Raw genomic sequence first — 23,220 nt, 5'->3', positions numbered from 1 at the left:
GGGGCCGTCGGTACCGAATGTCTCGGTCGCCTCGTTCAGCGATCCCCGAGTGTCACGTAGTCACGTTCGGTATAGCCGGTGTAGAGCTGGCGCGGACGCCCGATCTTGCCGGAGGGATCCGAGCTCATCTCACGCCAGTGTGCGATCCAGCCGGGCAGTCGGCCGAGCGCGAACAGCACGGTGAACATGCGGGTCGGGAAGCCCATCGCCCGGTAGATGACGCCGGTGTAGAAGTCGACGTTCGGGTAGAGCTTGCGCTCGATGAAGTAGTCGTCGGACAGCGCGACCTCTTCGAGGCCCTTGGCGATGTCGAGCAGATCGTCCTGCACACCGAGCGAGGCCAGGATCTGATCGGCGGTCTTCTTCACGATCGCCGCACGCGGATCGTAATTCTTGTACACGCGGTGCCCGAAGCCCATGAGCTTCACGCCGGCTTCCTTGTTCTTGACCTTCGTCATGAACGCCTTGGTGTCGCCGCCGGAGTTCTTGATCTCCTCGAGCATCTCGAGCACCGCCTGGTTCGCGCCACCGTGCAGCGGACCCCAGAGCGCGTTGATGCCGCCGGAGATGGACGTGAACAGGTTGGCCTGGCTCGATCCGACGAGGCGCACCGTCGACGTGGAGCAGTTCTGCTCGTGATCGGCGTGCAGGATGAACAGCATGTCGAGCGCCTTGGCCACCTCGGGGTTGACCTCGTAGGGCTCGGCGGGCAAGCCGAAGGTCATCCGCAGGAAGTTCTCGACCAGGCTCATCGAGTTGTCCGGGTAGAGGAACGGCTGGCCGGCCGACTTCTTGTAGGCGTAGGCCGCGATCGTCGGCAGCTTGGCCAGCAAACGGATCGTCGACAGTTCCACCTGCTCGGGGTCTTTGGGATCCAGCGAGTCCTGGTAGTACGCAGACAATGCGTTGACCGCGCTGGAGAGCACCGGCATCGGATGCGCGTTGCGCGGGAAGCCGTCGAAGAAACGCTTGAGATCCTCGTGGAGCAGCGTATGCCGCTGGATCTTGGTGGTGAATTCCTCGAGTTCGGTGGCGGTCGGCAACTCGCCGTAGATCAGCAGGTAGCTGACTTCCAGGAAGCTCGACTTGCCCGCGAGCTGGTCGATCGGAATCCCCCGGTAACGCAGGATGCCCGCGTCCCCGTCGATGTAGGTGATCGCCGACTTGGTGGCCGCGGTATTGACGAACCCGCTGTCGAAGGTCGTCAGGCCGGTATCGGACAGGAACTTACCCAGCTCGACCGAATCACTGCCTTCGGTGGCCTTCAGGATCGGGAGCTCGAGTTGCCCACCGGGATATGTGAATGTTGCCGAAGCCGGATCGGTTGTGCCGTCGGTCGGGACTGTCTGCGCGGACACTCGTGGACCCCTTTACTCAGGTGCGAGATTTTCCTCTTCGCCCATACGGGCTCTTGAGAACCTAACCTAGTCTCCCCCGAGCTCGCTCGCCCACGGAGGGTCGGCACCCGGACGGGACACCGTGATCCCCGCCACCGACACCGCAAAGGCGGCGATCTGGCGCCAGCGGTCGGCGTCGAGTTCACCGACGGCCGCCGACGACAGCGCACCCAGGTGATCCAGTTGATGCAGCACGGCACCCATGATGGCGTCACCTGCACCGATGGTGTCGGCGACGGTGACGCGCGGCGCCGGCACGTGGCTGACGCCGCCGGCGGTGGTGACGTGAATACCGTCGGCGCCGGCAGTTGTGAGGACGGCGGTGACGCCTGCGCCGATCCAGTCCGCCGCTCTCGATCCGTACGGACCGAGAGCCAGCCAGGCAGCGTCCTCGTCGGACAATTTCACGACGTCCACCGACTCCATCCACGAGGCGAAACGCCGCCGGTATGCGTCGGGGTCGGCGATGACGGCCGAGCGGATGTTGGGGTCGCAGACCACGAGCCGCCCCTCGGCGTGGCATCGGCGCAGCACGGTCTCGTACACGCTCGCACCCGGTTCGAGAGCCAACGAGAGTGTGCCGAAGCAGACCGCCGACACCGTCGGCGCGAACGGCCCCGGGTCGGTGACCAGCCGGTCCGCGGTTCCCTCGAGATAGAAGGAGTAGTGCGCGACGCCGTCGGTACCGATCGTGGCGAGCGCCAGCGACGTGGGCTCACCGCGCCGCTGCACCAGCGTGCTGCCGACACCGCTGTGCCGCAACGCCGACACGATCGCCTCGCCGTAGTCGTCGGTCGAGACCGCCGAGCAGAACGAGACCGCACTTCCCAGTCGGCCCAGGGTGATCGCGACGTTGAACGGCCCACCACCGAGGGCCGGCTGCAACGCAGGCAGCGTCGGGGCGTCCGAATTCGGCGCAGCGGTCGCCACCACGTCGACGAGCGACTCCCCGCACACCACGATCTCTCTCATCGGCCCATTCCCGGGCCACCTGCGCACGTCGGTCCTGCCGTCACGCGAATCAGTGTGCCACCGCATACCGGACGCATTCGCCGGGACGCCCAATCCGGTAGGTGGACGGGTAGATTCGACGGATATGAACGAGTTGCCCGCGGGCACCGATGCGGTGCTGCTCGACTTCGAGGACGACCGGCCCGCGGTTCGTCGGGCCGAGCGGGCACTGCGGGCCGCGAGCACAACGGGAATGTTGCGTGGCGTCACCGAGATCGTCCCGAGTGCGACGACCGTCCTCGTCCAGTTCGAGCTCGGATTCGGTGCGGACGCGTTGGGAATCCACCGGGTATTGCGAGATGCCTCCGGGCCCGGCGACACGGCGGCGGTGCCCGACGACGAGATCACGATCCCCGTCCACTACGACGGCGCAGACCTGACTGAGGTCGCCCAGCGTCTGGGCCTCGCCGCCGACGACGTCGTCGTGGCGCACACCGACACCGTGTGGCGCGTCGAATTCATGGGTTTCGCACCGGGTTTCGGATATCTGGTGCCCGCCGACGGCCGGGACAATCCGTTGCTGCGGCCGGGGCGTCGCGACGAACCGCGCACGCGGGTGCCTGCCGGGGCGGTCGCCGTCGCCGCCGGGTACAGCGCCGTTTATCCCGCGCCGAGCCCGGGGGGCTGGAATCTGCTGGGCCACACAGATATCCAACTCTGGGATGAGACCTCACAGCGGCCGTCACTGCTGACACCCGGAGCACTTGTGCGCTTCACCGATGTCGAAAGCACCCGATGACCGTGATCGAGGTGATCACCCCGGGACCGTTCGCGACGATCCAGGACCTGGGCCGCCCCGGACTGGCCCACCTCGGGGTACCACAGTCGGGAGCGGCCGACCGGGCGTCGATGACACTCGCCAATCGCCTTGTCGGAAACCAGGAGTCGGCGGCGACGATCGAAACGACGTTGGGCGGCCTGCGAATCCGGGCACACCACCGCGCAGTGGTGGCGGTCACCGGCGCCGGAGCACCGGTCACCGTGGACGACGCACCGGTGGGTCTGGGTGCCGCGATCATCATCGAATCCGGCGCGCAACTCGCGCTCGGCCCACCCGCATGGGGTTGCCGCAACTATGTGGCGGTGCGCGGCGGGGTCCATGCGCCTGCGGTGCTCGGCTCCCGAGCCACCGACACCCTCTCGGGACTCGGCCCGGCGCCGCTGCGAGCCGGCGACCGGCTCGCCATCGGCAGCGAGACCGGTGAGTGGCCCGCCATCACGCATGCGCCGCTGCCCGGTACGCCCACCGGCGTCGTCGAACTCGAGGTGACCGCCGGACCGCGCGCCGATCGTCTCCGTCGGGCCGCGGACCTGGCCGTCGGCGAGTGGGAGGTCAGTACCGAGGCCGATCGGGTGGGCGTGCGGCTCCTGCGTCCCGACGGCGCCGCGGCCCCGGTGCCGGCCCACCGCGACGACGTCGGCGAACTCCGATCAGAAGGGGTGGCGCACGGGTCGGTACAGGTCCCGCCCAACGGCGCCCCGGTGATCTTCCTCGCCGATCATCCCGTCACCGGCGGTTATCCCGTCGTCGCGGTGCTCACCGCGGCGTCGATCTCCCGAGCAGCGCAACTGATCGCTGGAAACCGGGTCCGCTTCCGGTCGCGATGAGGTCGTGCCCCGAATCGGTAGACATTGATCGCGGATTCCGGGAGCAATGTCTACCGATCGGCCGGCTTCGGCCCGCTTGACACTGCGACTGCTTGACACCATCCCTGCTTGACACCCTGGGTGAGACGCATCTACGGTTTTGTCTCATGACTCAGGTTGCGTCCGCCCCTACTGCCGAGACCGTCGTCGACGCCGGCGCGGCCGAGTACCCGCCGCTGGGCCCGGACTCGCTGACCTGGCAGGTCTGGGGCACGTGGACCGGTATGTTGCAAGGACTCTGGGCCGGGTCGATGCAGAACATGCACCCCAAGCTGGGTCAGGCGGTGTGGGATCACTCCGACTTCTTCGGGGAACGCTGGGAACGACTGATGCGCTCGCTGTATCCCATCGGCGGCGTCGTCTACGACGCGGTCGCGACCGACGGCGCCGCCGGAACCGGACACCAGGTACGCGACTACCACCTCACCATCAAGGGCACCATGCCCGACGGATCCCGATATCACGCGCTCGACCCGGACGTCTTCTACTGGGCGCACGCGACGTTCTGGTACGGCAACGTGCGGCTGTGTGAACGCTTCGGTCCGTGGCTGACCGAGGCACAGAAACGCCGGTTGTTCGAGGAGTCCAAGGCCTGGTACGCGCAGTACGGCGTCTCGATGCGACCCGTCCCCGACACCTATGAGGACTTTCTCGGGTACTGGGATCACATGTGCCGCAACGTTCTACGCGATCACGAGTCGGTGCGTACCGTCCTCGACATCGGCGCGCTGCCACCACCGCCGTTCATGTCGTTCATGCCCGCGGGGATCTGGCGACGATTCATCGCGCCACCCACCGCCCGCTTCTTCGTGTGGCTGACCACCGGCTTCTACGACGAGCCGATCCGCGAGATGATGAACCTTCCGTGGAGCGCGGCCGACGAACGCCGATTCCGGCTGCTGGGCAAGGCGGTCAATCTCGTCATGCATCGACTGACCCCGAAACGCTATCGGCGCCATCCGCGTTCACGCGATGCGTGGGATCGCATCGACGGCCGGGTGCCACGCGATGCGCCGCTCGTCGAGACCCCGGCCCGCAACCTTCCGTCCGAGGCGCAGCGCGACAATCCGATCCATTACTGCCCCGTCCACGCCGCCCGCCGGGCGACGATCCCCGGCCGCGTCAGCGAGCACTGACGTCGGCCGGTTCAGGCGTGCTGGCCGACGCGGTAGCGAAGGAAGGCCGGCAATACCAGGGCGGCAAGAAGTGTCAGCACGACGACGGCGACGCCACCGAATGCGGTGGTGGCCGCCACCCCGACGACGGCGGCTGCCGAACCATGCGCGACGTCGGCGATGCGCGGCCCGCCGGCGACCACGATGATGAACACACCCTGCAGACGTCCACGCACCTCGTCGTTGGCGGCGGCCAGCAGGATCGCCTGCCGAAACGCCGCCGATGCCATGTCGGCGGCGCCGCCGACCATCAGCAGCACCAACACGACCGGCAGCCACGGCATCGCCGACCCGCCCGCCAGACCCACGGCGACACCGGATGCCGCGATGGCGACACCCCAGATCAGGACGCATACGACCACCGCGTACCCCTGCCGCTCGACACGACTGACCCAGCCGGAGAACACGCCGCCGACGACGGCGCCGACCGAGATCGCGATGAACAGCAACGCGAAGGCGACGCCACCGGAGACCGGGCCACCGAAGTTCTCGTGCGCCATCTGCGGAAACAGTGCGCGCGGCATACCGAAGATCATTGCGATCAGGTCGAGCACAAACGACGCCAACAGCACCTTGTGCCCGGCGAGATACACCAGGCCGTCGATCACCGACCGCAGCCCGGCCACCTTGGGTGCATGCTCGCTCTCCGGCCGCAGCGTCGGCAGCAGTACCACCGCCCACAGGGTGGCGAACAGGAAGATCGTGTCGATCAGATACAGCACCGAGTATCCGAGCACCGGTATGAGCGCACCTCCGACGAGCGGACCGGCGATCGCCCCCGCCTGTATCACCGTCATGTTCAACGACAGGGCGGCCGGCAGCTCCCCGGCCGACAACAGCCGGGGCAGCACCGAGGTCCGCGCCGGCTGATTGACCGCGAAAAACCCCTGCTGAATGGTGAAGAGCGACAAGATGATCCACACATTGTTCCAGCCCATCGCCGACTGCACCCAGAACAATGCGCTGGTGCCGATCAGGCCCAGCGTGGTGACGACGAGGATCATCCGGCGGTCGAAGACATCGGCCAGCGCCCCGCCCCACAGCCCGAAGACGACCAAGGGGACGAGGCCGAAGACTCCGGTCAATCCGACATAGGCCGAGCTGCCGGTGATCTGGTAGATCTGGGCGGGTACGGCGACGACGGTGAGCTGAGCGCCGATGACGGTGATGATGTTGGCCGACCACAGCCGCCGGAAATGCGGATTGGAAAGTGGACGGGTATCGGCCAGTAGACGACGCACCGAAACAGCTTATCTATTCTCACCACCGCCCCCGCCGGTGGTCAGGGCTGGAGCCGGACCACCTCCCACACGCCGTCGACCAGCCTCAGCCGCACCCGGTTGTGCAGCCGATTGGCACGGCCCTGCCAGAACTCGACGCAGTCGGGGGCGAGTCGGTATCCGCCCCAGTGCGGCGGCACCGGAACCGGGGTACCGCCGTCGAGTCCCCCACACCGATCCGCGACGTCGGCGGCCTTCTCCTCCAGCTCCGTCCGGCTGCCGATCGGACGCGATTGCTCCGACGCCAGGGCCGAGAGCTGGGAACCGCGCGGGCGTTTGGACCAATAGCCTTGGGTCTCTTGCGGGCTCACCTTGGTCACCGCACCACGAAAGTGCACCTGCCGTTCCAGCGCAATCCACGGAAAAGTGATCGAGGCATACGGGTCGGCGGCGAGATCACGGCCCTTGTCGGAGTCGTAGCCGGTGAAGAAGACGATCCCGGTCGCGTCTGCGCCCTTGCACAGCACCGTCCGCGTCGCAGGCAACCCGTGGGGGTCGACGGTGCCCAGGACCATCGCGTTGGGCTCGGGAATCCGCGCATCGAGCGCCTCATGCAGCCACACCTCGAAAAGGTCGAGCCATGGCGGGTCGCCGCGCAGCCAGCTCGGGTCGAGGTTGTCACGAACGCCGTCTGCCCCGGCCGCGCGGTCGCCGTCGCCGACATTGGGCGGGATACCACCGCCGTACCCGACGCGCATTCCGGGCAGATCGATCGGCTCCCGCGCGGGCGCCGCGGAGTCCCTGGATTCGCTCACCGACCCGACGCTACTCCGGGCACCCCACGCTTACTCCCCGGTATGACGGGACCCGAGAACTGTCCTACAGTGCTGGTGGGGATGCCTCGCCCGGCATCGCCACAGGATTTCGGCACATCGCCGTGCGGAGAGAAAGTGGTCTGACACATGACGATCAAGGTCCCCGACGACTTCGTTCCCGGACTCGAAGGCGTCCTCGCCTTCACGACCGAGATCGCCGAGCCCGACAAGAACGGCGGCAACCTGCGCTACCGCGGCGTCGACATCGAAGACCTCGTCGAGAACAAGGTCACCTTCGCCGACGTATGGGCCCTGCTGGTCGACGGCCGGTTCGGCGACGGCCTGCCCCCGGCCGAACCGTTCCCACTGCCCATCCACACCGGCGACGTCCGCGTCGACGTCCAAGCCGCCCTGGCGATGCTGGCGCCGATCTGGGGATATCAGCCCCTCCTCGACATCGACGACGCGACCGCCCGCGCGAACCTCGCCCGGGCATCGGTGATGGCGCTGTCCTACGTCGCACAGTCGGCCCGCGGTATCCATCAGCCCGCCGTCCCGCAGCACATCATCGATGAATGTCCCACCGTCACAGCACGTTTCATGACCCGATGGAAGGGCGATCCGGACCCGAAGCACATCGCCGCGATCGACGCGTACTGGGTGAGCGCGGCCGAACACGGACTGAACGCGTCGACCTTCACCGCCCGCGTCATCGCCTCCACCGGAGCCGACGTGGCGGCGGCGCTCTCGGGGGCGATCGGCGCCATGTCCGGTCCGCTGCACGGTGGCGCACCGGCGCGGGTGCTGCCGATGATCGACGAGGTCGAGCGCACCGGCGACGCCCGCGGCCTGGTCAAGGGCATCCTGGACCGCAAGGAGAAGCTGATGGGCTTCGGCCACCGCGTCTACCGCGCCGAGGACCCGCGGGCCCGCGTGCTGCGCCACACCGCGCAGCAACTGGGCGTCCCCCGATATGAGGTGGCGGCCGCGCTCGAACAAGCTGCGCTCACCGAACTGCGGGAACGACGTCCCGACCGGGCCATCGAGACCAACGTCGAATTCTGGGCGGCGGTCATCCTCGACTACGCCGAGGTGCCGACGCACATGATGCCCGCGATGTTCACCTGCGGCCGCACCGCCGGCTGGTGCGCGCACATCCTCGAACAGAAGCGACTCGGCAAACTCGTCCGGCCGGCCGCGCTGTACACCGGCCCCGCACCGCGGCGACCCGAGGACGTCGAGGGATGGGGCGACGTCGTCAAACCCGGTCTCTGAGAACCGTTCACGCGGCTTCAATTTGTTCGCGCGGGTGGTCGACCAGCCGCGCGAACAAACTCAGACCGCGCGAACCCGAGGGCCGATCAGTACCTCGGACAGGAGCTCGGGCAGGCCGAAACCGAGTGGCCCCGGCCACAGCCCTAGAATTGCGCCCATGAGCGACGCCGCCACCCCGATCACCATTCCCGCCGACCTGCTGCCCGCCGACGGACGTTTCGGTTGCGGACCGTCCAAGGTCCGCCCGGAGCAGCTCCAGTCCCTCGTCGACATCGGTTCGTCGGTGATCGGCACCAGCCACCGTCAGGCCCCGGTCAAGAACGTGGTCGGCTCGGTGCGCGAAGGACTCTCGCAGCTGTTCGCCCTGCCCGACGGTTACGAGGTGGTGCTGTCGAACGGCGGGACCACCGCGTTCTGGGACGCGGCCGCATTCGGGCTGATCAAGCGGCGTTCGCTGCATCTGACCTACGGCGAGTTCTCGTCGAAGTTCGCCACCGTCGCCAAGAAGGCACCGTTCCTGGATTCGCCGGTGGTGATCTCGACCGATCCGGGCACCGCACCCGACCCGGCGGCGTTGACCGCCGACGACTTCGGCGGCGTCGACCTGATCGGCTGGGCGCACAACGAGACCTCCACCGGGGTGGCGGTCCCGGTGAGCCGGCCCGACGGCGCCGACGACGCACTGATCGCCATCGACGCCACCTCGGGAGCCGGCGGCCTGCCGGTCGAGATCGCCGACACCGACGTCTACTACTTCGCGCCGCAGAAGTGCTTCGCCGCCGACGGCGGCATCTGGCTCGCAGCGATGAGCCCGGCGGCCCTGGCCCGCATCGACCAGATCGCCGGCACCGACCGCTGGTGCCCGGAATTCCTCTCGCTGCCGACCGCCGTCGACAACAGCCGCAAGAACCAGACCTACAACACCCCCGCACTGACCACACTTCTGTTGCTGGACAACCAGATCCAGTGGATGCTCGGCAACGGCGGCCTGGACTGGTGTGTCTCGCGCACCGCCGACTCCAGTTCGCGGCTGTACTCGTGGGCCGAGAAGTCGGAGTTCGCGACACCGTTCGTCACCGATCCGGCGCTGCGCAGTCAGGTCGTGGGCACCATCGACTTCGACGACGAGATCGACGCCGCCGCGGTCGCCAAGACGCTGCGCGCCAACGGCGTCGTCGACACCGAGCCGTACCGCAAGCTGGGCCGCAACCAGCTCCGTATCGGCATGTTCCCGGCGATCGACCCCGAGGACGTCAGCAGGCTCACTGCCGCCATCGACTACATCGTCGAGCGTCTGTGACACCCGCGCGCCACCTCCGGCGCCGGTTGCGGCGTTCGGCGACCACCGGCAACACCGGGCCGCACGCACGCTACTGTGGAACCCATCCGCACCATCCGACGCATGGGTCACCTCCGCCACACCTGGGCTGAACTGCGCGTATTCGGCGACAGCCGAGCGTTCCCGGTCCGCGTGTCCGACTGATACCGCGCGTTCGGTGGTCTAACCTGAGCCCAATGCCCGCACTCGTGGTCAACCGGAGGAGGAGCAGATGCGCGAACTTCGAGTGGTCGGCGTCGACGCCGGCGGCTCCCGAGTCATCTGCCAGGACGTCGAGTCCGGTGAGAGATTCACCCTCCCCGCCGATGAACGACTGCGCGCGGCCGCGCGCGGCGACCTCTCCCGGCTCGGTCAGATCGAGATCGAGATGACCAGCACGCTGCGGCCTCGCGAGATCCAATCCCGCATCCGCGCCGGCGCCACCGTCGCCGAGGTGGCCGCGATCGCCGGCGTCAGCACCGACAAGGTCGAGCGGTTCGCGCACCCGGTGTTGCTCGAACGCAGCCGGGCCGCCGAACTCGCTGCACAGGCACACCCGCTGCGCCACGACGGTCTCGCCGAATCGACCCTGGGCGACGTCGTCACCGAAGGAATCGTCGCCTTCGGACAGACGCCGTCCGAGGCGGTCTGGGATGCGTGGAAGGGCGAGGACGGACATTGGGCGGTGCAGGTCGCCTGGCAGGTCGGCCACACCGAACACCGCGCCCACTGGCGTTACCAACCCGGGTCGCACGGCGGGACCGCCGATCCGCTCGACGACCTCGCCGAGGAGTTGACCCACCCGGAGTTGATCGAGCCGCGCCGCCGGCTGACACCGGTGGCCACCCCGGTGATCGCCCCGGTGCCCGGCCCGGCGGTCGACGACTCGGGCCGCGAACAGGTCACCCTCGACGCCGACTCGATCATCGGGGCGCAGCGCAGCCGGCACGACCCGCAGCGTGCCCCGTTCGACGAGCACGGAACGTACGCGCTGGACTTCGATGGCGACGAGAGCACCACCGACTCTCGCGGGCCGGCCGGGGATGGGCAGCACACCGACGCCGCGGACACCGACACCGCAGACACCCACACTGACACCGAGCCGCAGCGATCGGCGGACACCGCCGCCGAGGTGACCGACGACGACCGTGATGATGCGCCGCGGCCACCCACTCCGGTCGACGCGCCGCGTCGCCGGAAGTCACGCAAGCCACCCGTACCAGCATGGGAGGATGTCCTGCTGGGAGTCCGTAGCCATCCGAACAGCTGAGGGGGACGATGTCGGCGCGCGCAGTAACACTCTGGTTCATCGACACCGACGATCCGGCCGGCCTGGTGCGCGGCGGACTCGCCAATGACGTCACCGCAGCCCAGCGGCTCGCGTCGGCCATCTACGGCGACAGTGTCTTGTTGCCGGTGGCCGACACCGACCTCGCCTCGGCGATGACTGCCGAGACCCCGCACGTCTACGCCGGCCATTACGGGCGGTTGAGTGTGGTGTCGTGCTCGTTGTTCGCCACCGGGCGGCCCAGCGAGCTCACCCGGACGATCGCCTCGATTCACCGCAGCGCCGCGACCACCCTGCTGTACACCGATCCGGCCACCGGCACCGGCACCTTTGCCCGTTGGGAGGACGGCGAGCTGCGACGGTCGTTCTCGGCGACGCCGGTCGACTACCTCGAGGACGAGGGTGTCCCCTACCCGTTCGAGGGCCCGTTCTGGGGCGGCGAACACCCGTTGCGTTACGCCGAGGGCGTCGGCCCGGATCTGCTGGCGCTGCCATTCCATCCCCAGCAGCTCGCCGAGGAGTCCAACCGCACGTGGCTCGGCTTCCGGTTCACCCATCCGCTGGCACCGGCCGACGCCGATCCCGCGCGGATACCGGTCACCGCATATGCGATCCATCCCGCCGACTATGTGCCGACGCCCGACGACATCGACCGGTACCACGCCGTGTCGGCGCAGGGGGCCGCCGCGCAGGGGCTTGCCGGGCAAGACATCTCCGGCCACGGTGTCCCCGGGCAATCGGGCTCGGCGGCACCGGCGAATACCGCAGGCGAGGCGGACGCCGCACCGAAGCCCAAGCGCGGACGACTCGCCCGCTACTTCGGCTTCGGCAAGTCCTGAGAGCGGTCCGGGTTCACTGCCCGAGCGCAAACAACGCAATCGCCGATCCCACGCCGGCGAGCAGTCCGCTCAGCGCCCCCCATACGATCCAGCGCCACACCGGGCGGAATCGGAGAATCCAGAGCGTCCAAGCACTCGCGGAGGCCAGAACGACCACGGCGAGCAGCCCCACGCCGCGTGCGAGGGATTCGGCCAGGCTGTACACGCCGACCGTCACCAGCGCACAAAAGGCCATCACGATCGCACTGACGAGCAGGCCCAGCGACCACGGTGTCGGTTCGTGGTGCCGCCATCGCTCCAGGTCGACACCGGATCCCGACCCGGCGATCACCCGTTCGCTCTCGGGGACGTAGAGCGTCCACGCCGGTGCCTGCCACGACGCCGGCTCGGCGGGCGGCTCCGCCGGCCCGTGTGCCTCGTGCGCTGCCGGCGCCGTGGCTGCAGGGGAATGCCGGTCGTCACCGGGATCGCTCATCGTGTCATCGTGCCTGATCGGACGCGTTCATAGAAGGCGATGGCCGCGGCGGTCGCGACGTTGACCGAATCGGTGCCCCGGCTCATCGGGATTCGGGCCTGCACGTGGGTGGCCCGCATCGTCGCCTTGGCCAGGCCCGGGCCCTCGGCGCCGACGAGGAAGGCCACCCGGTCGGCGTCGAGGGCGTCGGCCAGCACGGTTGCGTCCGGATCCGGTGTCAGCGACACCGTGGTGAACCCATGCCGGTGCACGTCGTCCAATCCGGCGGGCCACTGATCGAAACGGGCCGAGGGCACCAGCAGCGCGTGTCCCATCGACACGCGCACGCTGCGGCGATACAGCGGGTCGGCGCATCCCGCGCCGAACAGCACCGCGTCAACCCCCAGACCGGCGGCGTTGCGGAAGATGCTGCCGATGTTCTCGTGGTCGTTGACGCCCTCGAGGATCGCCACGGTCCGCGCATTCGCGAGTACCTCGTCGACACCGAGAACCGGTGCCCGGCGCGCCACCCCGAGCACCCCCCGATTGAGGTGGAACCCGATGATCTCGGCCATCACCTCGGCAGTGGCCCGATAGAACGGGACGGCTCCATCGGCAGTGGTGTCGTCGGGCACCGGGCGCACATCACCGATGAGTTCCTCGAGTCGCCGCGTCACCCCCAGGAAGGCGTGCGGAGCGAATCGCGACGCGATCATCCGCCGGGCCACCAGCACGCCCTCGGCGATGACGAGGCCGCGGCCGCGCCGGCCACCCGGCAGAACCGGCAGATCCGGGCGCCGGTCGACCGAGTTGAGATCGCGGAAGTCGTCGACGCGCACATCGGCGGGATCGTCGATGTCGACGACCCGCACCGGTAGCGGCACCGCGGCACGGGGTGCAGGAGCAGGAGGTGCGGGCGTATCGGACACGAATACCCAGTCTGCCAAACACCGCCGTCGTCGCAGCCACTGCGCTCGCCCCGGCACGCGCACCGCAGTCGCCCGATCCGGCCCGCTGATCACCATGTTCGCGTCGATATGACAACGTGGAGGGGTGAACAGTCCCGAGACCACGACCGATCACCTGAGCCTGCGCCGCGCCTCGAACGACGACTGGGACGACATCATCGCCGCCGACGCCCGGGCGTTCGCGATGCGCAACCCCATCGCCGACGACGAGCGAAACGACTTGCGCGCCAAGGTCTCCGACTCCGACGTCATCGTCGTGCGTGACACCGACCTGCCCTCGGCACCACTCGTCGGGGTGTCGATGTTCTACCGCATGTCGATGACCCTGCCCGGCGGCGCCACCGCCGCCGCGGCCGGACTGTCGTGGGTGTCGGTGGCCGCCACCCATCGCCGGCGCGGCATCCTGCGCCGGATGCTCACCGAGCTTACCGGCCAGTGGATCGACGAGGGACAGACCTTCGCGATCCTGACCGCCTCGGAGGGCACCATCTACGAGCGCTTCGGCTTCGGCCCCGCGTGCTTCGCGCACACCATCACCGTCGGCTCCGCGGCGCGGATGCGGCACGCCCAACCGGCGCATGCGCGGGTACGGTTCGCCGGCGCCGACGAGATAGCCGCCGCGATCCCCGATATCCACCGGCGCTGGACGGCGACGCGGCCGGGTGCATTACCGCGGACCGAGCAGTGGTGGGCGCCCATCCTGGCCGACCGCGACTCGGAGCGCTCGCCGGGGGCCAGTGGGCTGCACTACCTGCTGCACGATGACGGCTACGCGAGCTATCGCATCATCAAGGACGCCGACGGCGGCGGGTTGCACGCCGAGGTCGAAGAGGTCTTCGCGGTGACCGAGGACGCCCACACCGACCTGTGGCGGGTCCTGATCTCCCTCGACCTCATCCCATCGCTGCGCGCGACGATTCCCGTCGACGACCCGCTGCCCCGCAAATTGGTCGACCTGCGCTCGGTGGAGGTGACCGGGCTCGTGGACAAGATGTGGGTGCGCATCCTCGACGTCGGTGCCGCGCTCGGTGCCCGCCGCTTCGGCGCGGACCTCGATGCGGTCATCGAGGTGACCGACCGGTTCGCCGAGCGCGGTGGAACCTTTGCCGTCACGATCCGCAACGGTGCCGCGGTCGCTGTCCGCACTGACGCGCAACCGACTGTGCGACTGAGCATCTCGGTCTTGTCGAGCATCTATCTCGGCGGCATCGGCGCGCACGAGTTCGCGGCCGCGGAGCGGCTCTGGACCGATACCCCGGAGACCCTCGACGCCGTCGCGAAGGCCTTTGCCACCTCGCGGGCGCCGTTCGCCGGCACATTCTTCTGAAGCGGTCGGCCTGCCCTGCCGTCAGCCGTCGGCCGACACGATCCGTTCGAGGATGGGTACGGCGGCATTCAGGGTGGCGCGCTCCTGCGCCGACAGCGCCGCGAGCCGGCCGTCCAGCCATTCCGTACGGGCGGCCACCTCGTCGGTGATCACCCGCTTTCCGGGCGAAGCGAGGGTGACGATCACCTGCCGGCCATCTGTCGGGTGCGCGGCGCGTTCGATCATCCCGAGGTCGGCCAGCGAGGCGAGCACCCGCGTCATCGACGGTGGCTTGATCCGTTCGGCCGCGGCGAGCGCGCCCGGCGTCATCGAGCCCTCCTGATAAAGGGTGTTCAGGGCCGACAACTGGGTCAACGACACGAGCTCGCTGTCGCGACGCAGTCGTAGACGCCGGGCCATCCGGACGATCGCAAGAGAGAGCGGCCCGGCGAGCTGTTTGTCGCCATCAACTGGTTCCACGGCGCAATAATAGATCGCCCGCGGCCGCAGCCGCTGCTCACCCGACCAGATCCGAGATGGGTTGGCGCGCGAAGTAGGCGACGAAGACGATCGCGACCAGCCACATCAACGGATGCACCGACCGCGCCTTGCCCGCCGCGGTGGCCATCACCACCCAGCTGATGAAGCCGACGCCGATGCCGTTGGCGATCGAGTAGGTGAACGGCATGGTGACGATGGTCAGGAATGTCGGCAAGGCGATCGCGAACTTGGTGAAGTCGATGCTGCGGACCTGGCCGATCATCAGGCCGCCGACGATCACCAGTGCCGGGGCGACGGCCTCGCTCGGGATGACCTCGTAGACCGGGGTGAAGAACATGGCCACCAGGAACAGCACGCCGGTGACGATGTTGGCCAGACCGGTCCGCGCACCCTCGGCGACGCCGGACGCCGATTCCACGAACACCGTGTTCGACGAGGCCGATGCGACACCACCGGCGATCGCGCCGGTGCCCTCGACGACCAGGGCCTTGCCGATGTCGGGCAGGTTGCCCGTCTCATCGGCCAGCCCGGCCTCCTTGCCGAGCCCGGTCATCGTGCCCATCGCGTCGAAGAAGTTCGACAGCAGCAGCGCGAACACGAGCACGCATGCCGCGAGCACCCCGATGCGGGTGAACGCGCCGAACACGTCGACGTCGCCGACGAGCGACAGGTTCGGCAGCCCGCCGGCCGAATGCGGGATCGACGGCACCGACAACCCCCACCCGCCGGGCTTCTCGGCCCCCGAACCGAGATGGAGCACCGACTCCAGGATCACCGACACCACCGCGGTCACGACGATGCCGATGAGCAGCCCGCCGGGCACCTTGCGCACCACCAGCACCCCCATCAGCAGCACGCCGATGACGAAGACGAGGGTGGGCACGCTGGTGATCGAGTTGCCGCTGCCGAGCTGGACCGGCACGTTGGTGTCGGCGGCGTCGGGGATGCGCCGCACGAACCCGGCGTCGACGAAGCCGACGAAGGTGATGAAGGCGCCGATGCCGGCGGCGATCGCCGCTTTCAGTTCTGCGGGAACGGCATTGAAGACCGCGGTCCGGAATCCGGTGACGGCCAGCACCACGATGATGATGCCCTCGACGACGACCAGACCCATGGCCTCGGGCCACGTCACCTGCGGTGCGATCGTCACCGCGAGCAGACTGTTGACCCCCAGCCCCGCGGCGATCGCGAACGGATAGTTGGCGACGAGGCCGAAGATGATCGACATAACGCCGGCGACCAGGGCGGTGACCGCGGCGACCTGCGCGATCGGCAGCACGTGGCCGAGTACGTCGGCATTGTGCGGCGACCCGGAGATACCACCGATGATGATCGGGTTGAGCACCACGATGTAGGCCATCGTGAAGAAGGTGACCAGGCCGCCGCGGAATTCACGGGCAAATGTCGAGCCGCGTTCGCTGATCTTGAAGAACCGGTCGACCGGATTGGTGGGCCCTGTCTCGGTGGGCCCTGTCTCGGTGGGGCCGCTGCCGGTCGGTGGGGTCGTGGGTTTGCTCGGGGACTCGTCGGGCGCAGAATCGCTGGGCACACGGGAAAGCTACCCTGAGCGCATGTCCGATGCAGCACCCATACCAGAACTCCCGCGAGCGCTGCGCGCACCCGAACCGGTGATCGTCGTCGGGATGCTGGCGTGGCTGGTGGCGTCGATCGTCGTCGGCGTGACGGGCTGGGGCGGTGGCCGCACCCTCGCGGTCTGCTTGACCGGACTCGGGGTCGGGGTGCTGGGCACCGCGATCTTCCTCGTCCAGCGGGCCGCTTCGCGCCGCGGCTCGCGGAGCGCACAACGCGGGCTCGACTGAACCGCCCGTGACGTCGGCCCTATGCGCGCACCCGGACGAGGGTCGCAGCGAGTGCGGCCACCGATGCCCCCGCGGCATGCACCGGGGTCGGCGAGCGCAGCGTCCGCGCGAGCACGAACGCACCTTCCAGGGCCCCGATCGTCGCTGATGCGAGCGTCGTCGCGTCGTCGTCGGTGAGCCCGCGCGCGACGAACAGCGCGGTCCCGGCATCGATCCAGGAGATGAAGATCTCGGCGGTGACCTCTCGGAGCCCGGGTTCGGCGTCGGCGATCTCGCCGGCCACGGTGCCGACCGGGCACAGGTTGAGCCAGCCGGAGCCCGCCATGGCGTCGGCGGCCTCGTCGAACGCCGCGGCGAGGACGGCGGGCAATTCGCCCTCGACGGCGAGCAGTCCGACGACGAGTTCGAGGTAGACCGCGGCCATCTGTCGCAGCGAGGCCGCCGCCAGCTCACGCTTGCCGCCCGGGAAGTGGTGATACAGCGAGCCGTTGGGAGCGTCGGCGGCGTCGAGGACGTTCTTGATCCCGGTGCCGGCATACCCGTTGCGTCGTAGCGACTCCCCCATCGCCGTCGTGATCCGCTCGTCGTTTCGCACCTTCCCAGCGTAGATCAATTGCTCTAGAGTGGGCACTCTAGAGCATCCACTCCACAGCGCTCGCTCCACAAGTCCAGTCCGTCGACGGGAGACCCGATGACCACCGCAACGCCCCGGCGACGCCGGATAGAGATCTCCGCCGGAATCATCGAATACCTCGACGAGGGCGCCGGCGCTCCCGTCGTCCTGTTACACGGCCTCTTCATGGACGAGCGCCTATGGGATCCGGTGATGCGCTACCTGCCGACGGGCTTGCGCTATCTGCGCCCGGTGTTGCCGCTCGGTGCGCACCGCATCCCGATGAATCCGGGAGCCGACCTCTCGTTGACGGGCCTGGTGCACGTGCTCGCCGACTTCCTCGACGCTCTGGATCTGCAGGAGGCGACCCTCGTCCATTCCGATTGGGGCGGCGGACTTTTCCTCACCGCCATCGGCCGGGACGAGCGGGTGGGTGCGATGGTGATCCTGCCGTGCGAGGCATTCGACAATTTTCCGCCCGGCCTGCCGGGAAAGATGGCCGAGATCGCCGCGCGTCTCCCCGGGGGCCTCACCCTCGCCGCCCGCAACATCCGCAGTCGCCTCCTCCGCCGTCTGCCTGTGGTATTCGGATGGATGACACGCCAGCCGATTCCCGACGAGCTGGCCCGCCACTGGACCGAGCCGGCGCTGTCCATCCCCGGCATTGCGGACGACTTGGCCGCTTATGCCTCAACACATTTCGAGTCGGCCGAACTCGTTCGCGACACCGAGGCATTGTCCCGGTTCGACGGTGCGGCGCTGGTGCTGTGGTCCCCCGACAACCGGGTCATGCCGCCGGCACACGGCCACCGGCTCGCCGAGCTGATCCCCGGCGCCCGCTACGCCGAGATCCCCGGCGCCGCAGTGCTGTTGTCGATCGACGACCCGGCAGGTGTCGGCCGCGAGATCTCGGCGTTTCTCACCCGATCGTGATCGCTACCGGCTAGGGCTCGACACAGATGGCGTCGGTGATGTAGGTGGCCAGCTGGGCGTGGGTCAGATACCTCCCCGGGGAGAGGAGGTCGGCGTAGATGGCGCCGACCATGAATTCGACGGCCGCCTCCGGATTCGGCCGAAGGTGCTGGGCCAGAGGCGAATCCACGATATAGGCCAGTGCGCGCTCGGTGACGACGTCGACGAGGGTCGGCTGCGAACCACTGCGGATGAGCCAGCCGAGCAGATCCGCGGCATCGATCCGCAGCGCCGCGCCCAGCACCTCATTTCGCGAATTGTGGTCGAGCACTTCCCGAACGAGCATGTGAACGGTCTGACGCGGCTCGTCGGCGAATCGCAGTCGGCTGCGCACCAATCGCTCGAGTTCGTCGAGTTCCGCGGTGACCAGCGCGGCGATGAGCGCGTCGCGCGAGGCGAACCGCCGATACAGCGTCGCCCGGCCGATACCGGCCTCGCGGGCCACCGCCGCCAGGGTCAGCGCGCCGACACCGACCCGCCCCACCACCCGGCGAGCCGCGGCGAGGACGTCATCGCTTCCGGACACGACGAGGAGTCTAATCGCCCAATGGTCGGACATCTATTGCGTATTGCGACTCTAGTTTGAGACACTTTTTGCCATGAGGGTCTCACGGATCGACGGTGTCCCTGTCTCCAACATTTCGGGAACCTCGCCCTGGGATACCCAGCTCCACGAGTTCGACTACGCCGTCAGTGACGTCGAGGGCGCCATCCCCGAGCAGTTGCGCGGCACCCTCTACCGGATCGGTCCCGGCCGGTTCGAGGTGGGCAACCACCCGATCGAGCACATCTTCGACGGCGACGGCATGGTGTCACGCTTCGACATCACCGACCGTGGGGTGCACTTCCGCAACCGATACGTCCAAACCAAAGCGCATGGGCGTTCCAACCGGACCTCGTTGCCGCCGAAGGGCTTCGGCACCCAACGCGCGGGCGGCGCCCTCGCCAATGCGTTGCGGTTCCCGGAGAACATGGCCAACACCAACGTGCTGATCCACGACGACAAGCTCTACGCACTGTGGGAGGGCGGCCGGCCACATCGGCTGGACCTCGACACGCTGTCGACCCACGGGACGGAGTCGTTCGGTGGAGCGCTCAAGCGGCTCGGCGCCTTCTCCGCGCACCCCAAGACCGATCCCCGCACCGGTGAGGTGTTCAACTTCGGTCTCGACTTCTTCCCGCGCCCGATGATCCGGTGCTATCGCCTCACCCCGCAGGGGCGGCTGACCACGATCTCGACGATCCCGATCCCCAGGCTCGGCTTCATCCACGACTTCGCGCTCACCGACCGGTACCTCGTCTTCGTACTCGGTCCGCTGGTCGTCCGGCATCCGATCCCGGTCGCCCTCGGTCTGCGCCCGTTCGATCACGCGCTCTCCTACCAGCCGGACCTCGGCACCACGATCGTCCTCGTACCACGCGACGGGGGCGAGCACGTCAGGGTCGAACACGACTCGCTCTTTCACTTCCACGTGACCAACGCCTACGACACCGACGACGCAACGACCGTCGAACTCGTGGCGCATGACGGTGACGGCGGATGGACGCGATGGAATGGGCATCTGCGCGACTATCGCGACAATCCCGGCCCGGCGTTCGGCGGAACGCTGACGCGCCTGGTGATCGACCGACGGCGTCAGACGGTTCGCACCGAGGAACTCAGCGACCTCGGCGGCGAGTTCCCGCAACTCGATCAACGACGCACGGCCGCGGCACACCGGTTCACCTATCTGGCCCAATCCACGCGCCCGGGCGGCAATCCCGACATGATCACCACCATCGACCATGCCGACGACAGGCACCGCGCGTACCGCACCGATGGCGAAAGCACTGTCTGCGAACCACTTTTCGTCGCCGACCCGACGTCGCCGGCCGAGGGCGACGGCTGGCTGTTGACCGTTCTTCATCAGCCGGCGCGACGCACCTCGGCGCTGCTGGTGTTGCGCGCGGACCGGCCCGACGACGGGCCCGTCGCCACCGCCACCCTCACCCACCACATTCCGATGACCTTTCACGGGGCCTTCCGTCCGGCGTAGGTCCGGCGCCGTCGCGTCGTCGGAGGTTACGGCGCGGGCAGCGACCACTGTTGCAGGTTGCGTGCCTGCCGGTCGGCGAGTGCCGTGGGCGCCAGCCGGATCGCCGAGTCGCGCACGGTCGCGAGAAATGGATGGCGCCACTGCATCACGGTTCCGAGCAGTCGGGCCTGACGAGCGATGCGCTGCGTGCGGGGCCGTCGGAGGGCGTCGTATCGCGCGAGTGTTGCGGTGATGCTCCGGATGTCGGGCGCGCTGCCGAGGTCGCGGCCCAGGAGGTGGTTCAGCACGGCGGCGTCCTCGAGAGCCTGATTGGCCCCCTGTCCGAGGTTGGGTGTCATCGCGTGGGCGGCGTCCCCGAGTAGGGCACATCTTCCGGAAGCGAAGGTCCGCAGCCTTCGGGCCAGCTCCTCGATCGGCGCGTAGGAGACGGCCGCGGGATCGGTGGCGTCGAGGAGGGCACCGATCGGGTCATGCCAGTCACCGAAGCGTCGACGTACCTCGTCGAGGCCGCCGGCACGGTATGCGGGCGCGACCGAGACGCATGCGAACCAGTAGATGCGGCCGTCGCCGAGCGGCGCGATGCCGAAACGTGCTCCGCGGCCAAGTGTCTCGCCGGCCGCGTCGATCGGTACCGGATGCTCGGTGATCCCCCGCCAGGCGCCGTATCCGGCGTAGCGGATGCCCGGATCGCCGAATGCGTCGGCTCGCACCCGACTCCGTAGCCCGTCGGCGCCGACGACCACATCGGCGGCGAGTTCGGTGCCGCCCTCGAGCACGACCCCACCGTCGCCGAGACCGACCACCCGGCTCGCCGTGCGCACGGAGTCACGCGGGACCGCCGCGAGCAGGACCCGGTAGAGCTCGGCCCGGTCGATCACCCGCAGGTTTTCGGCAGCGCCACCCAGACGCATCAGCCACGAACCATCCGGGCGTCGGCTTCCCGATGAGTACGTGCCCGCGGCTCCGGCGGCCGTGCGTACGTCGTCACCGATCCCGAGTGCGTCGAGGGCGCCGAATCCGTTGGCGAACAACGTCACACCGGAGCCGTGCGCGCGGACCTGCTCGGCCTGCTCGACGACCTCGACCTCGATCCCCGCCCGCGTCAACCCGGCGGCCAGCCCGAGACCACCGATGCCCGCTCCCACAACCAGAACTCGCATCGTCATCCGGCCTTCTTGCCACGCAGCGCGATCCGGGTCGATGCCCACACACAGACCAGCACCCATAGCGCACCGCACATCCAGCCGGCGAGAACATCGGTCGCCCAGTGCACCCCGAGATACACGCGCGTGATCCCGATGGCCATCGACAGCAGCGGCGCGGCGATCAGCACCCAATCATGGTGGCGTACCCACGAACTGCTTCGATAGGCAACGACCGCGAGCAGGCAGTACACAACCATCGACATCATGGCGTGGCCGGACGGAAAGGAGAAACTCTCGATATGCAGTAGCCGTCCGGAAGGCGGCGGGCGATCGCGACCGACGACGGTTTTGAGCGCCACCATGATCACCCATCCCAGCAGTGAGCCGACGACGAGCAATACTGCCTCGTCGACACGCCGTCGCACCAGTAACGCGACTGCCACGACGACGCACAGGATAGTCAGGGTGAGCGTGTTGCCGAGAAAGGTCACCGCGTGCGCCAGCCCGACCCAGGGCTGCGTGCGCCCGTCGACCATCCAGCCGGTCACGTCGTCGTCGACGCGAAGGCGATCGAAGGCGAGTGTGGCTGTCATGGCGCCACCTTACCGAGGTGGTGCGGCGGGAAGTCGGTGGCTCTACCGGCCCTTCGAAGTCAGCCGGTCACTGCGGAACGACTCGTTTGACCTGCCGGCTCCAGGGCGTGGCGTGGGCGTTGGTGATCGCGGAGAGACTCACCGATCCGCGACGGATGCCGGTGCACACGAACCACTTCCTCGTGCCGGCCGCCGACATCAACCAGGGGCGATCGCCAGCACGGAGCGTCGGGGGGCGGTCCTTGTCGATCCAGGGCAGCAGAATCTTGTTCGATGGACCAAAACCCGCATCGAGTCCATCAGCGGTCATCCGGTAACCATCTTCAATGGGATAGGCCTGTGGACTTTCAACTGCGACCTGACATCCCACTCATCCAACTGGTGATCGACCACGCGGCCGGCAGGGTTCTCCAGCAGAGCCGAGATGACATCAGGATCGATATCGGGTTTGGTGAATTCACCTCGGGCACTTCAATCCCACAGATCTCCTTCCCTCGAATGAGGATTTCCTCGGCACATCCTCCATCGCCCGCCTACGACGGACGCCGACGTTCCATGAGATGAATTCTGTCAGTGAGGAAAGGCCAGATTTGTCATCGGCGGAAACCGCATTTCCCGCCGGTCGGCGGCGCCGTGATGCTGCTGTTCACCGCAGGGGAAATTGTGCACCGCAGGGACAACTGTTCACTGGTGGGGCGAAACCGGTTGCCGCCCTTGTTAATCAATCGTCGAACACCTGCGCGTCGAACGAATATTCTGCTACACTGGACTTATCGCAAGATCATCCAGGGGGGAATCCATGATCGACGACACCACCACTCTTTCCG

The 23,220-nt window shown here is 68.1% G+C and carries 24 protein-coding genes; 11 read left to right on the top strand and 13 right to left on the bottom strand.

Annotated elements, in window-relative coordinates:
• Positions 1 to 35 precede the first annotated feature (35 nt).
• Both ACPXB3_RS17845 and ACPXB3_RS17840 read right to left on the bottom strand, forming a co-directional pair.
• Positions 36 to 1,358 carry a citrate synthase gene (locus tag ACPXB3_RS17845; RefSeq protein WP_425706597.1) on the bottom strand — a complete coding sequence of 441 codons (1,323 nt, stop codon included), beginning with the start codon at positions 1,356 to 1,358 and terminating at the stop codon, positions 36 to 38.
• 66 nt (positions 1,359 to 1,424) lie between these two features.
• On the bottom strand, positions 1,425 to 2,369 hold the full coding sequence (locus ACPXB3_RS17840) for a carbohydrate kinase family protein (protein ID WP_425728842.1): 945 nt from the start codon (positions 2,367 to 2,369) through the stop codon (positions 1,425 to 1,427).
• A gap of 124 nt (positions 2,370 to 2,493) precedes the next feature.
• Between ACPXB3_RS17840 and ACPXB3_RS17835 the strand changes: the two genes are divergently transcribed.
• From ACPXB3_RS17835 to ACPXB3_RS17825, 3 genes are all read left to right on the top strand, one after another.
• The gene (locus ACPXB3_RS17835) at positions 2,494 to 3,147 is read left to right on the top strand and encodes a 5-oxoprolinase subunit B family protein (protein WP_425728840.1); all 654 of its coding nucleotides are present in this window, start codon (positions 2,494 to 2,496) and stop codon (positions 3,145 to 3,147) included.
• The gene (locus tag ACPXB3_RS17830; RefSeq protein WP_425728839.1) at positions 3,144 to 4,016 is read left to right on the top strand and encodes a biotin-dependent carboxyltransferase family protein; all 873 of its coding nucleotides are present in this window, start codon (positions 3,144 to 3,146) and stop codon (positions 4,014 to 4,016) included. Before ACPXB3_RS17835 ends, ACPXB3_RS17830 begins: the two co-directional genes overlap by 4 nt.
• 146 nt (positions 4,017 to 4,162) lie before the next feature.
• Positions 4,163 to 5,191: an oxygenase MpaB family protein gene (locus ACPXB3_RS17825; protein WP_425728837.1), complete on the top strand. Its 1,029-nt coding sequence runs from the start codon at positions 4,163 to 4,165 to the stop codon at positions 5,189 to 5,191.
• 11 nt (positions 5,192 to 5,202) lie between these two features.
• Here ACPXB3_RS17825 and ACPXB3_RS17820 read toward each other — a convergent pair whose 3' ends face one another.
• Both ACPXB3_RS17820 and pdxH read right to left on the bottom strand, forming a co-directional pair.
• Positions 5,203 to 6,471, bottom strand: a complete 1,269-nt coding sequence (locus ACPXB3_RS17820) for an MFS transporter (RefSeq protein WP_425706592.1) — start codon at positions 6,469 to 6,471, stop codon at positions 5,203 to 5,205.
• Between the two features lie 41 nt (positions 6,472 to 6,512).
• Complete coding sequence (gene pdxH, locus ACPXB3_RS17815; protein ID WP_425706629.1) at positions 6,513 to 7,208, bottom strand: pyridoxamine 5'-phosphate oxidase; 696 nt, start codon at positions 7,206 to 7,208, stop codon at positions 6,513 to 6,515.
• Between the two features lie 204 nt (positions 7,209 to 7,412).
• Here pdxH and ACPXB3_RS17810 point away from each other — a divergent pair, with 204 nt between their 5' ends.
• The 4 genes from ACPXB3_RS17810 to ACPXB3_RS17795 all read left to right on the top strand — a co-directional run bounded on the left by ACPXB3_RS17810 (position 7,413) and on the right by ACPXB3_RS17795 (position 11,985).
• Positions 7,413 to 8,540: a citrate synthase 2 gene (locus tag ACPXB3_RS17810; RefSeq protein ID WP_425706591.1), complete on the top strand. Its 1,128-nt coding sequence runs from the start codon at positions 7,413 to 7,415 to the stop codon at positions 8,538 to 8,540.
• Positions 8,541 to 8,697: 157 nt separating this feature from the next.
• Complete coding sequence (gene serC, locus ACPXB3_RS17805) at positions 8,698 to 9,840, top strand: phosphoserine transaminase (protein ID WP_425706590.1); 1,143 nt, start codon at positions 8,698 to 8,700, stop codon at positions 9,838 to 9,840.
• Positions 9,841 to 10,090: 250 nt separating this feature from the next.
• Positions 10,091 to 11,128 carry a septation protein SepH gene (gene sepH, locus ACPXB3_RS17800; protein ID WP_425728835.1) on the top strand — a complete coding sequence of 346 codons (1,038 nt, stop codon included), beginning with the start codon at positions 10,091 to 10,093 and terminating at the stop codon, positions 11,126 to 11,128.
• Between the two features lie 8 nt (positions 11,129 to 11,136).
• On the top strand, positions 11,137 to 11,985 hold the full coding sequence (locus ACPXB3_RS17795; protein ID WP_425706588.1) for a DUF6928 family protein: 849 nt from the start codon (positions 11,137 to 11,139) through the stop codon (positions 11,983 to 11,985).
• Positions 11,986 to 11,998: 13 nt separating this feature from the next.
• Here ACPXB3_RS17795 and ACPXB3_RS17790 read toward each other — a convergent pair whose 3' ends face one another.
• Both ACPXB3_RS17790 and ACPXB3_RS17785 read right to left on the bottom strand, forming a co-directional pair.
• Complete coding sequence (locus ACPXB3_RS17790; RefSeq protein ID WP_425706587.1) at positions 11,999 to 12,460, bottom strand: DUF2537 domain-containing protein; 462 nt, start codon at positions 12,458 to 12,460, stop codon at positions 11,999 to 12,001.
• On the bottom strand, positions 12,457 to 13,311 hold the full coding sequence (locus ACPXB3_RS17785; protein ID WP_425706628.1) for a TrmH family RNA methyltransferase: 855 nt from the start codon (positions 13,309 to 13,311) through the stop codon (positions 12,457 to 12,459). Before ACPXB3_RS17785 ends, ACPXB3_RS17790 begins: the two co-directional genes overlap by 4 nt.
• Before the next feature lie 181 nt (positions 13,312 to 13,492).
• On the opposite strand from ACPXB3_RS17785, the gene ACPXB3_RS17780 reads away from it, so the two are divergent.
• Positions 13,493 to 14,734: a GNAT family N-acetyltransferase gene (locus tag ACPXB3_RS17780; RefSeq protein ID WP_425706586.1), complete on the top strand. Its 1,242-nt coding sequence runs from the start codon at positions 13,493 to 13,495 to the stop codon at positions 14,732 to 14,734.
• Positions 14,735 to 14,755: 21 nt separating this feature from the next.
• Here ACPXB3_RS17780 and ACPXB3_RS17775 read toward each other — a convergent pair whose 3' ends face one another.
• A complete protein-coding gene (locus ACPXB3_RS17775; RefSeq protein WP_425706627.1) occupies positions 14,756 to 15,133 on the bottom strand; it encodes a MarR family transcriptional regulator in 378 nt (125 codons plus the stop codon).
• A 97-nt stretch (positions 15,134 to 15,230) separates the two neighbouring features.
• On the bottom strand, positions 15,231 to 16,763 hold the full coding sequence (locus ACPXB3_RS17770) for an NCS2 family permease (protein WP_425728833.1): 1,533 nt from the start codon (positions 16,761 to 16,763) through the stop codon (positions 15,231 to 15,233).
• A gap of 22 nt (positions 16,764 to 16,785) precedes the next feature.
• Here ACPXB3_RS17770 and ACPXB3_RS17765 point away from each other — a divergent pair, with 22 nt between their 5' ends.
• Positions 16,786 to 17,034, top strand: a complete 249-nt coding sequence (locus tag ACPXB3_RS17765; RefSeq protein WP_425728832.1) for a DUF2530 domain-containing protein — start codon at positions 16,786 to 16,788, stop codon at positions 17,032 to 17,034.
• 19 nt (positions 17,035 to 17,053) lie between these two features.
• Here the strand turns inward: ACPXB3_RS17765 and ACPXB3_RS17760 are convergent, their stop codons facing one another.
• The gene (locus ACPXB3_RS17760; RefSeq protein ID WP_425728830.1) at positions 17,054 to 17,629 is read right to left on the bottom strand and encodes a TetR/AcrR family transcriptional regulator; all 576 of its coding nucleotides are present in this window, start codon (positions 17,627 to 17,629) and stop codon (positions 17,054 to 17,056) included.
• Between the two features lie 96 nt (positions 17,630 to 17,725).
• Here ACPXB3_RS17760 and ACPXB3_RS17755 point away from each other — a divergent pair, with 96 nt between their 5' ends.
• The gene (locus ACPXB3_RS17755) at positions 17,726 to 18,580 is read left to right on the top strand and encodes an alpha/beta fold hydrolase (protein WP_425728828.1); all 855 of its coding nucleotides are present in this window, start codon (positions 17,726 to 17,728) and stop codon (positions 18,578 to 18,580) included.
• 10 nt (positions 18,581 to 18,590) lie between these two features.
• Here the strand turns inward: ACPXB3_RS17755 and ACPXB3_RS17750 are convergent, their stop codons facing one another.
• A complete protein-coding gene (locus ACPXB3_RS17750; RefSeq protein WP_425706581.1) occupies positions 18,591 to 19,145 on the bottom strand; it encodes a TetR/AcrR family transcriptional regulator in 555 nt (184 codons plus the stop codon).
• Positions 19,146 to 19,218: 73 nt separating this feature from the next.
• Here ACPXB3_RS17750 and ACPXB3_RS17745 point away from each other — a divergent pair, with 73 nt between their 5' ends.
• A complete protein-coding gene (locus ACPXB3_RS17745) occupies positions 19,219 to 20,655 on the top strand; it encodes a carotenoid oxygenase family protein (protein WP_425728826.1) in 1,437 nt (478 codons plus the stop codon).
• Between the two features lie 26 nt (positions 20,656 to 20,681).
• Here the strand turns inward: ACPXB3_RS17745 and ACPXB3_RS17740 are convergent, their stop codons facing one another.
• The 3 genes from ACPXB3_RS17740 to ACPXB3_RS17730 form a co-directional block, all read right to left on the bottom strand.
• Positions 20,682 to 21,815 carry an FAD-dependent monooxygenase gene (locus ACPXB3_RS17740; RefSeq protein WP_425728866.1) on the bottom strand — a complete coding sequence of 378 codons (1,134 nt, stop codon included), beginning with the start codon at positions 21,813 to 21,815 and terminating at the stop codon, positions 20,682 to 20,684.
• Positions 21,816 to 21,817: 2 nt separating this feature from the next.
• Positions 21,818 to 22,393: a phosphatase PAP2 family protein gene (locus ACPXB3_RS17735; protein WP_425728819.1), complete on the bottom strand. Its 576-nt coding sequence runs from the start codon at positions 22,391 to 22,393 to the stop codon at positions 21,818 to 21,820.
• 67 nt (positions 22,394 to 22,460) lie between these two features.
• Positions 22,461 to 22,703: a hypothetical protein gene (locus ACPXB3_RS17730; RefSeq protein WP_425706578.1), complete on the bottom strand. Its 243-nt coding sequence runs from the start codon at positions 22,701 to 22,703 to the stop codon at positions 22,461 to 22,463.
• Positions 22,704 to 23,220: the final 517 nt, after the last annotated feature.

It is taken from the genome of Gordonia sp. DT219 (assembly GCF_049847065.1).
GTDB lineage: Bacteria > Actinomycetota > Actinomycetes > Mycobacteriales > Mycobacteriaceae > Gordonia.
This window is presented reverse-complemented; position numbering and strand designations above follow the sequence as displayed.